At 72.0% G+C, this 12,716-nt stretch carries 13 protein-coding genes; 4 read left to right on the forward strand and 9 right to left on the reverse strand.

Features of this window, described 5'->3' with window-relative positions:
* Positions 1–228: 228 nt before the first annotated feature.
* The 5 genes from ABD236_RS30750 to ABD236_RS30770 all read right to left on the reverse strand — a co-directional run bounded on the left by ABD236_RS30750 (position 229) and on the right by ABD236_RS30770 (position 4,419).
* Positions 229–867: a ScbR family autoregulator-binding transcription factor gene (locus ABD236_RS30750; RefSeq protein WP_344079381.1), complete on the reverse strand. Its 639-nt coding sequence runs from the start codon at positions 865–867 to the stop codon at positions 229–231.
* Between the two features lie 407 nt (positions 868–1,274).
* Positions 1,275–1,691 carry a Fur family transcriptional regulator gene (locus ABD236_RS30755; RefSeq protein WP_344079383.1) on the reverse strand — a complete coding sequence of 139 codons (417 nt, stop codon included), beginning with the start codon at positions 1,689–1,691 and terminating at the stop codon, positions 1,275–1,277.
* 58 nt (positions 1,692–1,749) lie between these two features.
* Positions 1,750–2,643: a metal ABC transporter permease gene (locus ABD236_RS30760; protein WP_344079385.1), complete on the reverse strand. Its 894-nt coding sequence runs from the start codon at positions 2,641–2,643 to the stop codon at positions 1,750–1,752.
* A gap of 1 nt (position 2,644) precedes the next feature.
* Positions 2,645–3,415: a metal ABC transporter ATP-binding protein gene (locus ABD236_RS30765; RefSeq protein WP_344079387.1), complete on the reverse strand. Its 771-nt coding sequence runs from the start codon at positions 3,413–3,415 to the stop codon at positions 2,645–2,647.
* A 47-nt stretch (positions 3,416–3,462) separates the two neighbouring features.
* A complete protein-coding gene (locus ABD236_RS30770) occupies positions 3,463–4,419 on the reverse strand; it encodes a metal ABC transporter substrate-binding protein (protein ID WP_344079389.1) in 957 nt (318 codons plus the stop codon).
* Between the two features lie 133 nt (positions 4,420–4,552).
* On the opposite strand from ABD236_RS30770, the gene ABD236_RS30775 reads away from it, so the two are divergent.
* Positions 4,553–5,935: a glycine--tRNA ligase gene (locus ABD236_RS30775; RefSeq protein ID WP_344079391.1), complete on the forward strand. Its 1,383-nt coding sequence runs from the start codon at positions 4,553–4,555 to the stop codon at positions 5,933–5,935.
* A gap of 219 nt (positions 5,936–6,154) precedes the next feature.
* Here ABD236_RS30775 and ABD236_RS30780 read toward each other — a convergent pair whose 3' ends face one another.
* Positions 6,155–6,544 (reverse strand): hypothetical protein, encoded by a 390-nt coding sequence (locus tag ABD236_RS30780; protein WP_344079393.1) that lies wholly within the window; start codon positions 6,542–6,544, stop codon positions 6,155–6,157.
* Positions 6,545–6,713: 169 nt separating this feature from the next.
* Here ABD236_RS30780 and ABD236_RS30785 point away from each other — a divergent pair, with 169 nt between their 5' ends.
* From ABD236_RS30785 to ABD236_RS30795, 3 genes are read left to right on the forward strand one after another with little or no spacing between them, the layout of a single operon-like run.
* On the forward strand, positions 6,714–7,967 hold the full coding sequence (locus ABD236_RS30785) for a sensor histidine kinase (protein WP_425543995.1): 1,254 nt from the start codon (positions 6,714–6,716) through the stop codon (positions 7,965–7,967).
* Positions 7,955–8,608 carry a response regulator gene (locus ABD236_RS30790; RefSeq protein WP_344079397.1) on the forward strand — a complete coding sequence of 218 codons (654 nt, stop codon included), beginning with the start codon at positions 7,955–7,957 and terminating at the stop codon, positions 8,606–8,608. The genes ABD236_RS30785 and ABD236_RS30790 overlap by 13 nt, the downstream gene beginning before the upstream one ends.
* Entirely contained in the window at positions 8,605–9,426 is an 822-nt protein-coding gene (locus ABD236_RS30795) for a DUF4097 family beta strand repeat-containing protein (RefSeq protein ID WP_344079399.1), read from the forward strand. Before ABD236_RS30790 ends, ABD236_RS30795 begins: the two co-directional genes overlap by 4 nt.
* Before the next feature lie 62 nt (positions 9,427–9,488).
* On the opposite strand, the gene ABD236_RS30800 is transcribed toward ABD236_RS30795, so the two are convergent.
* From ABD236_RS30800 to ABD236_RS30810, 3 genes are all read right to left on the reverse strand, one after another.
* Positions 9,489–10,085, reverse strand: coding sequence for a TetR/AcrR family transcriptional regulator (locus ABD236_RS30800; protein WP_344079401.1), 597 nt, complete (start codon positions 10,083–10,085; stop codon positions 9,489–9,491).
* Positions 10,086–10,150: 65 nt separating this feature from the next.
* Positions 10,151–11,167, reverse strand: a complete 1,017-nt coding sequence (locus ABD236_RS30805) for an aldo/keto reductase (RefSeq protein WP_344079403.1) — start codon at positions 11,165–11,167, stop codon at positions 10,151–10,153.
* Positions 11,168–11,302: 135 nt separating this feature from the next.
* Positions 11,303–12,700: an MFS transporter gene (locus ABD236_RS30810; RefSeq protein ID WP_344079512.1), complete on the reverse strand. Its 1,398-nt coding sequence runs from the start codon at positions 12,698–12,700 to the stop codon at positions 11,303–11,305.
* Between the last annotated feature and the right edge of the window lie 16 nt (positions 12,701–12,716).

The raw sequence follows: 12,716 nt of genomic DNA on the forward strand, positions 1-12,716 counted from the left end.
CCGTCGGGGGGCGGGACACGGACTCACCTCGGCGCCCGAGGCATGTCTGCCGGCTGGCGGCTCGGGCATGGATGTCTGGCGGCTCTGTCGGTCTAACGGGCTCGATCGGCTCATGGGTCCGCGCCGTAGGACCGCGCCATAAGTACGCGCCACAAGCCCGCGGCGAGGACGCGGGGCCTGCCCGTGTCCTCCGGGCAGGCCCCGCACCCCGCACCCCGCGCCCCGCCTCTACAGCGGCAGCGCCGCCGCCAGTCCCGGGCTGCCGTCCGGCCGCAGGGAGCCGAGCGCGTCGGCCCGGGCCAGCCGGGGCAGCAGCAGGCCCCAGAACTTGCCGAACATCTGCCGCGAGAACCAGCGCGGCTGGCTGCGCCCCATCGCCTCGAAACCGACGGTGGTGGCCGCGATCACCGCCTTGGCGTCCTCCACCGCGACGCCCTCGGCGAGCGCTCCCTCGGCGGCCGCCCCGGTCAGCACGTCGCCCACCCAGTCGACCCAGTACTGGCGCAGGTCCGTCGATCCCTTCCAGGTCGCGTCGGAGCTGAGCCCGAACCCGGCCCGCAGGATCACGTCGTCGCCGAGCCGGAAGGCCAGCGCGTGCGTGGTGTCCACGAGGACCTGGAGGGCCCGGCCCTGCCCGGCCTCGCGCGGGCGCGCGATCTGCCGCAGGGACGCCATGGCGTGCTCGCCGACGGCCTCGGCCAGGGCGTTCTTGCTGACGAAGTGGAAGTGCAGGGCGCCGTTGCTGACGCCTGCCCGGGTGCTGATCGTGGTCAGTGAGGACGGCGCGAAACCGTCCGTGTCGAACACCTCGGCCGCCGCCAGGATCAGCGTCTGACGCGTCCGCTCAGCCCGTTGCTGCTTGCTCATGGTGTAACTCCGTTGTCGCGCATGAAGGAGGGGGCTTCTGGAGGACAGGAGCCAAGGGGGAGATTGTATAGAAACCAACCCGACGGTTTCTTTAGTCCCGGTTGAGTCTGGCCCAAAGCGTTCCCCGGCCGGTTCCGGAGCTCCTCGGTTCCTACCCATCTGACCTGCGTCTAGTAGGGAGTTGGGGGAAATCAGGGCAAGGGTCTACGGCTGGAACCAGGCGGTACCTTTTGGCCGCCGGTGGGTGCGGGTGTTCGCTCCGGCGTCCTACGAACGGGACATCCGGTCTGCAAGCCTCCACTTGCGGGTACGCGAAAGGGCCCGGGGAGTCGATGGATCCATCGACTCCCCGGGCCCTCGGCCGCGTATGTCTGCTTCAGACGGCTATGCCGGCTATGTCTGCTCGGCTACTTCTCCGCCGCCGCGCACTCCGCACAGGTGCCGAAGATCTCCACGGTGTGGGCGACGTTGACGAAGCCGTGCTGTTCGGCGATCGCCTCGGCCCACTTCTCCACCGCCGGACCCTCGACCTCCACGGCCTTGCCGCACATCCGGCAGACCAGATGGTGATGGTGGTCGCCCGAGGAGCAGCGCCGGTAGACGGCCTCGCCGTCGCTGGTGCGCAGCACGTCGACCTCGCCGGCGTCGGCGAGCGACTGAAGGGTGCGGTAGACCGTGGTCAGCCCCACCGAGTCGCCCCGGTGCCGCAGCATGTCGTGCAGCTCCTGCGCGCTGCGGAACTCGTCCACCTGGTCGAGGGCCGCCGCCACGGCGGCCCGCTGCTTGGTCGACCGGCCGCGTACGGGTGGTCCAGCCGTCGCCACAGGTGCCTCCCTCTACCGTCGCCCGCTCACGTCGTCGGGCCATTCTGCCAGGTCGGGGTCAGACCGTGGCCTCGTCGGCCGCGGTACGCGACCCCGGCACCTCCAGGGTGCACTCCCGGGTGGCGGTTTCGGCCACCCGCGCACGCCTGCGCGCCAGGGGGGCGGCGAGGGCGGTCAGGGCGATGAAGGCGCCGATCGCGAGCAGCACGATCGTCGCGCCGGGCGGCACGTCCTGGTAGTACGAGGTGACGGTGCCGGCCAGCGTCACCGTCGTACCGATGACCACCGCGAGGACGAACGTCACCGCGAAGGAGCGGGAGATCTGCTGGGCGGCCGCGACCGGCACCACCATCAGCGCGCTCACCAGGAGGAGTCCGACGGCCCGCATCGCCACCGTCACGGTGATCGCGGCGGTCACCGCGACCAACAGGTTCAGCGCCCGCACCGGCAGCCCGGTGACCCGCGCGAACTCCTCGTCCTGGCTCACCGCGAACAGCTGGCGGCGCAGCCCGACCGTGACCAGCACCACGAACGCGGCGAGCAGGCAGATCGAGGTGACGTCCGAGTCCGAGACGGTGGAGAGCGAGCCGAAGAGGTACGAGGAGAGGTTGGCGTTGGAGCCGGTGTCCGAGAGGTTGACCAGCAGCACACCGCCCGCCATGCCGCCGTAGAAGAGCATGGCGAGCGCGATGTCGCCGCGCGTCTTGCCGTACGCCCGGATCAGCTCCATCGTCACGGCGCCGACGACGGAGACGAGCGTCGCCATCCACACCGGGCTGCTGTTGAGCAGGAAGCCGAGGCCGACGCCGGTCATGGCGACATGGCCGATTCCGTCGCCCATCAGGGCCTGGCGGCGCTGGACGAGGTAGATGCCGACGGCGGGCGCGGTGATGCCGACCAGGACGGCCGCGATGAGCGCCCGCTGCATGAAGGCGGTCTGGAGGATTTCCATGTCAGGTCAGCAGTCCTGTGCGGATCGGCTCGACGGCCGAGTGGGGGTGGACGTGGTCGTGGCCCGGCAGGGCATGCTGGCCGGTGGCCTTGGGCGGCGGGCCGTCGTGGGTGACGCAGCCGTCGCGCAGCACCACCGCGCGGTCGATCAGCGGCTCCAGCGGGCCGAGCTCATGGAGCACGAGCAGTACGGTCGCGCCGCCCGCGACCTGCTCGCGCAGGGTCGCGGCGAGGATCTCCTGGCTGGCGAGGTCGACGCCCGCCATCGGCTCGTCCATGATCAGCAGCTCGGGCTCGGAGGCGAGCGCGCGGGCGATCAGGACGCGCTGGTGCTGCCCGCCGGAGAGGGCGTTCACCGAGTCCTTGGCCCGGTCGGCGAGGCCCACGAGCTCGATGGCCCGGTTCACGGCCGCCCGGTCCGCCTTGGAGAGCAGCCCCAGTTTCGCCCGCGACAGCCGCCCCGAGGCGACGACCTCGCGGACGGTGGCGGGCACGCCGCTGGCGGCGGTGGTGCGCTGGGGTACGTATCCGACGCGCGCCCAGGAGCGGAAGCGCTTCAGCTCCGTACCGAACAGCTCGATGCGGCCCCCGGTGAGCGGCACCTGGCCGATCACCGAGCGCACGGCGGTGGACTTGCCGGAGCCGTTGGCGCCGAGCAGGGCGACGACCTCACCGCGCCGCACGGTCAGGTCGATGCCGCGCAGCACCGGGCGCGAGCCGAGGGTCGCCGTGGCTCCGCGCAGGGATATGACGGCTTCCGTCGTGGGTTCCATCACGGGTGCCTCCGAAGGGCCGGATGCGGATACGGACGAGGGGGTGCTCACTTCGCGCCGAGCGCCTTCTGGAGCGCGGCCAGGTTGGACTCCATGACCTTGAGGTAGTCGTCGCCCCTGGACTTTTCGGTGATGCCCTCCAGCGGGTCCAGGACGTCGGTCTTGAGACCGGTGTCCCCGGCGAGGGTCTTCGCGGTCTTGTCGCTGGCCAGCGTCTCGAAGAAGACCGTGTCGACGTGGTCCTTCTTCGCGATCGACTGGAGCTCCTTGACCCGGGCGGGGCTCGGCTCGGCCTCGGGGTCGATGCCCGCGATGCCCTCCTGGGTCAGGCCGTACCGCTCGGCGAGGTAGCCGAAGGCGGAGTGGGTGGTGATGAAGGTCCTGGTCGCGGTGGTCTTCAGGCCCGCCGCGAACTTCTTGTCGAGCGCCCCGAGGTCCTTGACCACCGCGTCGGTGTTCTTCCGGTAGTCGGCGGCGTTGTCGGGGTCGGCCTTCTCCAGGGCCTTGCCGACGCCCTGGGCGACCTCGGCGTACTTGACCGGGTCCAGCCAGACGTGCGGGTCGGCGCCGGCCTCGCTGTCGCCGTGGTGCTCCTCGCCCTCGTGGCCGTGGCCGACCTCGGTGCCGTGGTCCTCCAGCTTGGTGAGACCGGCGGCGTCGACGGTGTGCCTGGCGCCGGACTGCCCGATGGCCTTGTCCACGGCGGGCTGGACGCCCTTGAGGTAGACGACCAGACCGGCCTTGCCCAGGGAGGCGGTCTGGCGGGGGCTGAGCTCCAGGTCGTGCGGTTCGACGCCGGGCTTGGTCAGGCTGCGTACGGAGACGTGGCCGGCGCCTATTCGCTCGGCCAGGTACTGCATCGGGTAGAACGACGCCACCACGTCCAGCTTGCCGTCCTTGCGGCCCGAGCCCGCCTCGGAGTCCGAGCAGGCGGTCAGGGCGCCGAGGCCGAGCGCCACGGCGGTGGAGAGGGCGGCGGCGGGTATGAGGCGTCGTACGTTCATGACACTCATTTTCAACAAAAGTGGAAACGATTGTCAACAAGGCCTCCTGTGGATACCGATTTGATCCAGGGGTAGAGGCCGCCGCTAATCTGAGGCATTCGCCGTTCGTCGTCGTCGTAATGAAGAGAGCACCGTGGCCGCCGACAAGATCGACACCATCGTCAACCTGAGCAAGCGCCGTGGCTTCGTCTACCCCTGCAGTGAGATCTACGGTGGTCAGCGCGCCGCCTGGGACTACGGGCCGCTGGGTGTCGAGCTGAAGGAGAACCTCAAGCGCCAGTGGTGGCGTTACATGGTCACCTCGCGCGAGGACGTCGTCGGCATCGACTCGTCGGTGATCCTGGCCACCGAGGTCTGGGAGGCCTCCGGCCACGTCGCCACCTTCACCGACCCGCTCACCGAGTGCACCTCCTGCCACAAGCGGTTCCGCGCGGACCACCTGATCGAGGCGTACGAGGAGAAGCACGGCAAGGAGCCGGCGAACGGCCTCGCCGACCTGAGCTGCCCGCACTGCGGCAACAAGGGCACCTTCACCGAGCCCAAGAACTTCTCGGGTCTGCTCTCCACCCACCTCGGCCCGACCCAGGACAGCGGCTCCATCGCCTACCTGCGCCCGGAGACCGCCCAGGGCATCTTCACCAACTTCGGCCAGGTCCAGCAGACCTCGCGCAAGAAGCCGCCCTTCGGCATCGCGCAGATGGGCAAGTCCTTCCGCAACGAGATCACGCCCGGCAACTTCATCTTCCGCACCCGCGAGTTCGAGCAGATGGAGATGGAGTTCTTCGTCAAGCCGGGCGAGGACGAGCAGTGGCAGGAGTACTGGATGCAGGAGCGCTGGAACTGGTACACCGGCCTCGGCCTGCGCGAGGAGAACATGCGCTGGTACGAGCACCCGAAGGAGAAGCTCTCCCACTACTCCAAGCGCACTGCCGACATCGAGTACCGCTTCCAGTTCGGCGGCAGCGAGTGGGGCGAGCTGGAGGGTGTCGCCAACCGCACCGACTACGACCTCTCGGCGCACGCCAAGGCGTCCGGCAGCGACCTGTCGTACTTCGACCAGGAGGCCGGTGAGCGCTGGACCCCGTACGTCATCGAGCCCGCCGCCGGTGTCGGCCGCTCCATGCTGGCCTTCCTCCTCGACGCCTACAGCGAGGACGAGGCGCCCAACGCCAAGGGCGTCATGGAGAAGCGCGCCGTGATGCGCCTCGACCCGCGCCTGGCGCCGGTCAAGGTCGCGGTGCTGCCGCTCTCCCGCAACCCGCAGCTCTCGCCCAAGGCGAAGGGCCTGGCGGCGGACCTGCGGCAGAACTGGAACATCGAGTTCGACGACGCGGGCGCGATCGGTCGCCGCTACCGTCGCCAGGACGAGATCGGTACGCCGTTCTGTGTCACCGTCGACTTCGACACGCTCGACGACAACGCGGTGACCGTGCGGGAGCGCGACACGATGTCGCAGGAGCGGGTGTCTCTGGACCAGATCCAGTCGTACCTGGGTGCGCGGCTGTTGGGCTGCTGATTCGTCTGCGGGTGAGTGGGGGGCTGGTCGCGCAGTTCCCCGCGCCCCTGGTCGTGCCCGGCCTTCGTCTGCGGGTGCGCTGTGGTTGCTCGCGCAGTTCCCCGCGCCCCTAAAAGCCTGGCCCCGTACCGCATGCTCATTCGGTACGGGGCCAGGCCTTTTGCCTTTTGCCTTTAGGGGCGCGGGGAACTGCGCGACCAGCCCGCCACCGGGCCGCAGTCAAAGAACCCGCCGTGCGGCGACCACCCCGCACGCCACAGCCAACGGCAACTCCGCGCACACGGCCAGCGCGACGGCCATCACGCGCTCGGGGCCCGCCGACGTCGTCACGTCGAACCACGCGTCCATCAGCAGCAGCGCCCCCGTCGCCGCGGCGACAGGCGACACCCGAGGGTCGCCCCGCCGCAGCAGCACCCCGGTCCCCGCGAGCCCCAGGGCGAGCCCCGCGTCCAGGCCGATCCAGGCCGCCGGCCAGTTGGAGACTTCGACGGTCCGCGGCAGGGTCTGCGCGAGGACCGCCATCCACGGCACCAGAGCAACCCCCGCCCCCGTCAGCAGCGTCGCGAGGCGCGGCCGGCGCAGGCGGATCTGCGGGGCGACGAGTGTCATGGTGGCGGGCTCCTTCCGGCCCGGCGGTCCCTCCGCCGAGCACACAACAAGCCTCACCCGCCGAGCCGTTGAGATCAGTAACGCGGCTGTCCGAGCTTGGGGTGGTGCCAGCTATACCCCCGGGCGGGCAGTAGCGTGATGGCACCGCTCCGAGCTGGGCGTTTACGGTATGCACATGGCAACTCCCGGCCCGCTGCGGCGTGCGTTCGACTGGGCCGCCGCGCACGCCCCCTGGTCGGCGTGGGCCTGGCGCAACACCACCTTCGCGGTGGCGGGCATACCCCTCGCGCTGCCCGCCGCGGGCTCGGTCACCTTCATGGTCATGGCGCCCGGACACACCCCCGGCGCCCTGCTGTTCGTCCTCGTCCTCAGCCCGCCGCTCACCGCGCTCCAGCGCAGCCGCTTCTGGTCGCTGCTGGGCCTGGACGTGCCCGGGATCGCCTGGCGCAGCCGCCGGTTCAGCTGGCGCGGACTCGTCGAGCGGCTGCGGTCGGAGTCGACCTGGCGGCAGTACGGCTACCACCTCCTCGTCGCCCCGCTCGCCGCGGCCGCCGGAGTCCTGGTGGTCGGCGGCTGGGTGGTGGGGTGCGTCGGCACCTTCGTCCTGTCGTGGCTGTGGGCGGTGCCGCTGGACGCCCGGCTGCCGGGCTGGACCGACGCGTACGTCCTGTTCTCCGTCGGCGGGGTGCTGCTCCTGCTCGCCACCCCCTGGTTCGCCGCGGCCGCCGCCCGGCTCGACGCTCACGCGGCCGCCACCCTGCTCGGCCCCAACCGGGCCAAGGAGCTGGAGCGTCGGGTCGAGACGCTGGCCGAGAGCCGCGCCGGGGTCCTGGACGCCGCCGACGCCGAGCGCCGCCGCATCGAGCGCGATCTGCACGACGGCGCCCAGCAGCGGCTGGTCTCGCTCGCCATGAACCTGGGCCTGGCCCGCGCCACCCTCACCGAGCTGCCGCCCGAGGCCCGGGCCGTCATCGACGAGGCGCACCGCGAGGCCAAGGAGGCCATCGAGGAGCTCAACAGCCTGGTGCGCGGCCTGCATCCGGCCGTCCTGGACGACCGGGGCCTGGACGCCGCCCTGTCCGGCATCGCCGCCCGCGCCCCGCTGCCCGTCGAGCTCACCGTCGACATCGACCGCAGGCCCGCGCCCACCGTCGAGGCCGTCGCCTACTTCGTCGTCTCCGAGGCGCTGGCGAACGTCGCCAAGCACGCCCGGGCGACGCGCTGTTCCGTGCGCGTGCGCCGCCGCGCCGACCTGCTCACCCTCACCGTCTCGGACAACGGGGCCGGGGGCGCGGACGCCGCCGCGGGCACCGGACTGCGGGGCCTCGCCAAGCGCGTGGGGTCCGTGGACGGGACCATCAGGATCAACAGCCCCCTCGGGGGCCCGACCGTCATCACTGTGGAGCTGCCGTGCGGGCTGTGATCGCCGAGGATTCGGTGCTGCTGCGGATAGGACTCGTCAAGGTCCTGGAGATGGCGGGGTTCGAGGTCGCCGCCGAGGCGGCGGACGCCGACGGGCTGCTCGCCGCCGTCGAGGAACACCGGCCGAAGCTGGCCCTCGTCGACGTGCGGATGCCGCCCGGCTTCACCGACGAGGGCGTACGAGCCGCCCTGATGATCCGTCAGCAGTGGCCGGACACCGCCGTCCTGCTCCTCTCCCAGTACGTCGAGGAGCGCTACGCCGCCGATCTGCTCACCGCGCAGAGCGGCGGCATCGGCTACCTCCTCAAGCAACGGGTCGCCGACGTCGAGGAGTTCATCGACGCCCTGCGGCGGGTGGCTGGCGGCGGCACCGCGCTCGACCCCCAGGTCGTCGCCCAGCTGCTGCTGCGCCGGGGCGGCGGCAGCGACCCGCTGGAGCGCCTCACCCCGCGCGAGCGCGAAGTCCTCGCCCTGATGGCCGAGGGCCGCTCCAACGCGGGCATCGCCGAGCAGCTCGTCGTCGGCGAGAGCGCCGTCGCCAAACACATCAACAGCATCTTCGCCAAGCTCGACCTGCCGGTGGCCGACGGCGACCACCGCCGGGTCCTCGCGGTGCTGCGCTTCCTGGACGGCGGCTCATGAGTACGGACACCCGTGCCCGAGCCGTGGACCGCCCGCGCCACCGCGGCCGGTGGACCCTGGTCGCCGTGCTCAGCGCGCTGTTCGTGGTGGCACCGCTGGGCATCGAGGCGTACGCCCAGTACTTCCGCCAGACCTGGAGCCACACCGCCGTGGAGAGCAGCGACCGCCACCCGGTCAGGGCCGTCGAGGTGGACTCGGGCAGCGCCGAGCTGACCGTGGCCCCCGGCGCCGACGGCGAGGTCCGCATCCAGGAGCGGCTCTCCTGGTCGCTGCGCAAGCCCAAGGTCCGCAAGGAGTGGGACGGCGACACCCTCAAACTGCGGCCCGAGTGCGACGGCCGGTTCGCCCTCACCAGCCTGGGCTGCTCGGTCCAGCTCGACCTCACCGTCCCGGCCGGGGTCGGGCTGAAGGTGCGCAGCGGCTCCGGCACCGTCCGGGTCAGCGGCCTGACCGGCCCGATCACCGTCGACGGCGGCTCCGGCAGCGTCAAGCTCTACGGGGTGCGCGGACCGCTCGACGCCTCCGTCGGCTCCGGCTCGTTCAGCGCCACCGCGATCGGCTCCGCCGAGGCCGAGGTGCACTCCGGGTCGGGCCACGCCGAGGTGGAGTTCGTCACCCCGCCCCGCAAGGTCACCGCCTCCACCGGCTCGGGCGGCGTCGACCTCTTCGTCCCCGCCGGCTCCCGCTACCGCATCGAGGGCAAGCGGGGATCGGGCACCCGCGACATCGACGAGTCGCTGCGCGACCCGGCCTCGTACCGCCTCATCGACGTCTCGGTCGGCTCGGGCACGGCGACCGTCGACCACACCCGCTGGTAGCGCCAACGGCCCCTGAGTCGGGGGGCCGTGAGCTCCGGGGGGGGGCGAAAACCCCCTCCCGCTCAGTCCGTACCGGCCCGCAGCCCGTGCAGCACCAGGTCCACCAGTGCCGTGAAGTCCGCCTCGATCTCCGGCCGCAGCCACTGCGACGCGTACGCCGGGTCGTGGAAGCGGTTGGTGGCGTCGAAGACCGCGCGCGCCGTCCGGTGGTCGGACGACAGGGCCGTGAACCGGCCGCGCCGCACGCCCCGGCTCACGATCTGCTCGATCTGGGCGACCAGCTCGGTGATGTGCTGCTCGACCACCGCGCTGTTCTCCGCGAGCAGCACCTCGTACGTCGCGAACAGCTGGGGGTCGTCGCCCGCCTTGCGGCGCTTGGCGTCGAAGAGCGCGGCCAGCCACCCCCGCAGCGCCGCCTCCGGCTCCGCGGCCTCGTCGCCCGCGAAGGAGCTCAGCGCGAGCGTCGTGCGGTCCAGCCAGCGCTTGGTGACGGCCTCCCGCAGCGCCGACTTCGTACGGAAGTGGCGGTAGACGCTGCCGTGGCTGACGCCGAGCTGGCGGGCGACATCGACGACCGTGGCCTTCGCCGGGCCGTGTCGGCGCAGCACTTCCTCGGTCGCTTCGAGGATGCGCGCGGCGGTCAGGGGTTCCGTACTCATGACCTTGACGTTACCCGCCGTGTCCGACGCCCGGCCCTGCCCTGTGGACAACGCGAGGCAGGGTCTCAGTGCTCGCTGTCCAGATGCGCCATCTGCGCCGCCGGGTAGCGCTCGCCCGCGGCCGACCCGGCCGGGACCGCCGCCTCGATCGCGGCCAGGTCCCCGGCGTCGAAGGTGACGTCCAGGGCGCCCAGCGCCTCGGCCAGCCGGTCCCGGCGCCGCGCGCCGACCAGCGGCACGACGTCCGCGCCGAACCGCTCGCCCTGCGCCATCACCCAGGCGATCGCGATCTGCGCGACCGAGACGCCCTGGTGCTCGGCGACCTTGCGCAGCGCCTCCACCAGGTCCAGGTTGCGGTCCAGGTTCTCGCCCTGGAAGCGCGGGCTCATCCCGCGGAAGTCGTCGGCGGCCAGCCGCCGGTCACGGCTGAAGTGGCCGCTGATCAGCCCGCGCGAGAGCACGCCGTACGCGGTGATCCCGATGCCCAGCTCCTTGGCGGTGGGCAGGATCTCGGCCTCGATGCCGCGCGAGATCAGCGAGTACTCGATCTGGAGGTCGCTGATCGGCGCGACGGCGGCGGCCCGGCGCAGGGTGTCCGCGCCGACCTCGGACATTCCGATGTGCCGTACGTGACCGGCCTCGACCAGCTCCGCGATGGCGCCGACGGTCTCCTCGACCGGCACGTCCGGGTCGAGCCGGGCGATGCGGTAGACGTCGATGTGGTCGACGCCGAGGCGCTGGAGCGAGTACGCGGCGAAGTTCTTGACCGCCGCCGGGCGGCCGTCGTAGCCGGCCCAGCCGCCGTCCGGGTCGCGCAGGGCGCCGAACTTGACGCTGGTGAGGGCCTGTTCGCGGGCGGCGGCGGGGGCGCTGCGCAGCGCCTCGCCGATCAGGAGCTCGTTGTGGCCCATGCCGTAGAAGTCGCCGGTGTCCAGCAGGGTGACGCCCGCGTCCAGGGCGGCGTGGAGGGTGGCGATCGACTCGGTCCGGTCGGCCTCGCCGTACAGCGCGGACATGCCCATGCAGCCGAGGCCGAGGGCGGAGACCTGGGGGCCGGCGGTGCCGAGGGTGCGGGTGCGCATGGTGGTCACTCCTTGAGGGGGACGGGAGGGGGGTGCCCCTCCACTGTCGCATGACAGCTGACAGATTTCAATATCTGTTATCTGTTACTTGTCATCTGTCATGCGTGACCGGTCGCCACCGGGGCCGCGACGGCCTCACCCCACCGTCTTCGGCAGCCGCAGACTCAGCAGCACCGTGAGCACCACCGCCGCCAGCTGGACCAGCAGCGTCACCGCCAGCGCGTCCCGGGTGCCCATCGACGGCAGCAGCGACAGGAAGAGGCTGCCGAGGGTGGCGACGCCGAGGGCGAGGGCGGACTGCTGGGTGGTGACCAGGACCCCGCTGCCCACACCCGCGCGGTCGGTCGGCACGTCGGAGAGCACGAGCCGGAACAGCACCGGCAGTTGGAGGCCCTGGCCGAGCCCGGCGAGGGCGACTCCCGGCGCCAGCTCCGCGATCCCGAGGTCGGGCCAGCCCCGCCACACCGTGAGCACCAGGACCGTGATGCCGACGCCCTGGATCAGCCCGCCCGTGGTGACGACCCGGCTGCCGTAGCGGCCGATCAGACGCGGCCCGGCCAGCGAGGCGGCGAAGAACGCCAGCGCCATCGGTACGAGCGCGAGCCCGGCCGAGACAGGACCCATCCGCAGGCCCTGCTGGAGGACGACGGCGATGACGAACATGAAGCCGCTGAAGCCCACCGAGAACGGCACGATCATGACCAGGCCCCGGTGCAGCGAGGGCAGCCGCAGCAGGCTCGGCGGGACCAGCGGCGTACCGCCTCGGCGGTCGATCCGCCGCTCGGTGCGGTAGAACGCGACGGCGGCGAACGGGAAGACGGCGAGCGAGACCCAGGTCCACAGGGGCCACCCGGCCGCGCGCCCCTCGGTGAGCGGCAGCAGCAGGCTGATCAGCGAGAGCGCCAGCAGGAGCGTGCCGGGCACGTCCACCGAGGCGGGCCGGTCCGAGCGGGTCTCGGGCACGCTGCGGACCGCGAGCACCAGGCCCACGATCACCACGGGCACGTTGACCAGGAAGACCGCGCGCCAGCCGCTGCCCGCGATGTCGGCGGCCACCAGCACACCGCCGAGGATCTGCCCGGCGACCATGGAGAGCCCGGCGGTCGCCCCGTACAGGCTCATCGCGCGCGCCCGGCGCGGTCCGGCCGTGGTGGCCTGGATGGTGGCGAGGACCTGCGGCAGCATCAGCGCGGAGGCCGCGCCCTGGGCGACCCGGGCCGCCACCAGCGTCCAGGCGGTCGGCGCCAGGCCGCAGGCCAGCGAGGTCACGCCGAAGGCCGCCATGCCGATGAGGAAGAGTCGGCGCCGCCCGGCGGTGTCGCCGAGCCGCCCGCCGAGGACGAGCAGCACGGCGTACGCCACGCCGTAGCCCGCGACCACCAGCTCCAGCGTGGCGGGGCCGGCGGCCAGGTCCTTCTCCATGGCGGGCAGGGCGACGTTGACGATGAAGAAGTCGATCAGGGGCAGGGCCGCGCCGAGCAGTACGGTGAACAGCCCGAGCGGGCCGATCGCCGCGCCGCCGTGGCGGATCACCGGGACGGCGGGGGCC

It is taken from the genome of Streptomyces crystallinus, assembly GCF_039521265.1.
In the GTDB taxonomy this organism is placed as follows: Bacteria; Actinomycetota; Actinomycetes; order Streptomycetales; family Streptomycetaceae; genus Streptomyces; species Streptomyces crystallinus.

Excerpts from the sequence above, each read along its gene's own strand:
- ABD236_RS30765 (WP_344079387.1), bottom strand. The coding sequence starts at position 3,415 with ATGGAACCCACGACGGAAGCCGTCATATCCCTGCGCGGAGCCACGGCG.
- ABD236_RS30780 (WP_344079393.1), bottom strand. The coding sequence starts at position 6,544 with ATGACACTCGTCGCCCCGCAGATCCGCCTGCGCCGGCCGCGCCTCGCG.
- ABD236_RS30785 (WP_425543995.1), top strand. The coding sequence starts at position 6,714 with ATGCACATGGCAACTCCCGGCCCGCTGCGGCGTGCGTTCGACTGGGCC.
- ABD236_RS30770 (WP_344079389.1), bottom strand. The coding sequence starts at position 4,419 with ATGAACGTACGACGCCTCATACCCGCCGCCGCCCTCTCCACCGCCGTG.
- ABD236_RS30760 (WP_344079385.1), bottom strand. The coding sequence starts at position 2,643 with ATGGAAATCCTCCAGACCGCCTTCATGCAGCGGGCGCTCATCGCGGCC.
- ABD236_RS30750 (WP_344079381.1), bottom strand. The coding sequence starts at position 867 with ATGAGCAAGCAGCAACGGGCTGAGCGGACGCGTCAGACGCTGATCCTG.
- ABD236_RS30795 (WP_344079399.1), top strand. The coding sequence starts at position 8,605 with ATGAGTACGGACACCCGTGCCCGAGCCGTGGACCGCCCGCGCCACCGC.
- ABD236_RS30800 (WP_344079401.1), bottom strand. The coding sequence starts at position 10,085 with ATGAGTACGGAACCCCTGACCGCCGCGCGCATCCTCGAAGCGACCGAG.
- ABD236_RS30805 (WP_344079403.1), bottom strand. The coding sequence starts at position 11,167 with ATGCGCACCCGCACCCTCGGCACCGCCGGCCCCCAGGTCTCCGCCCTC.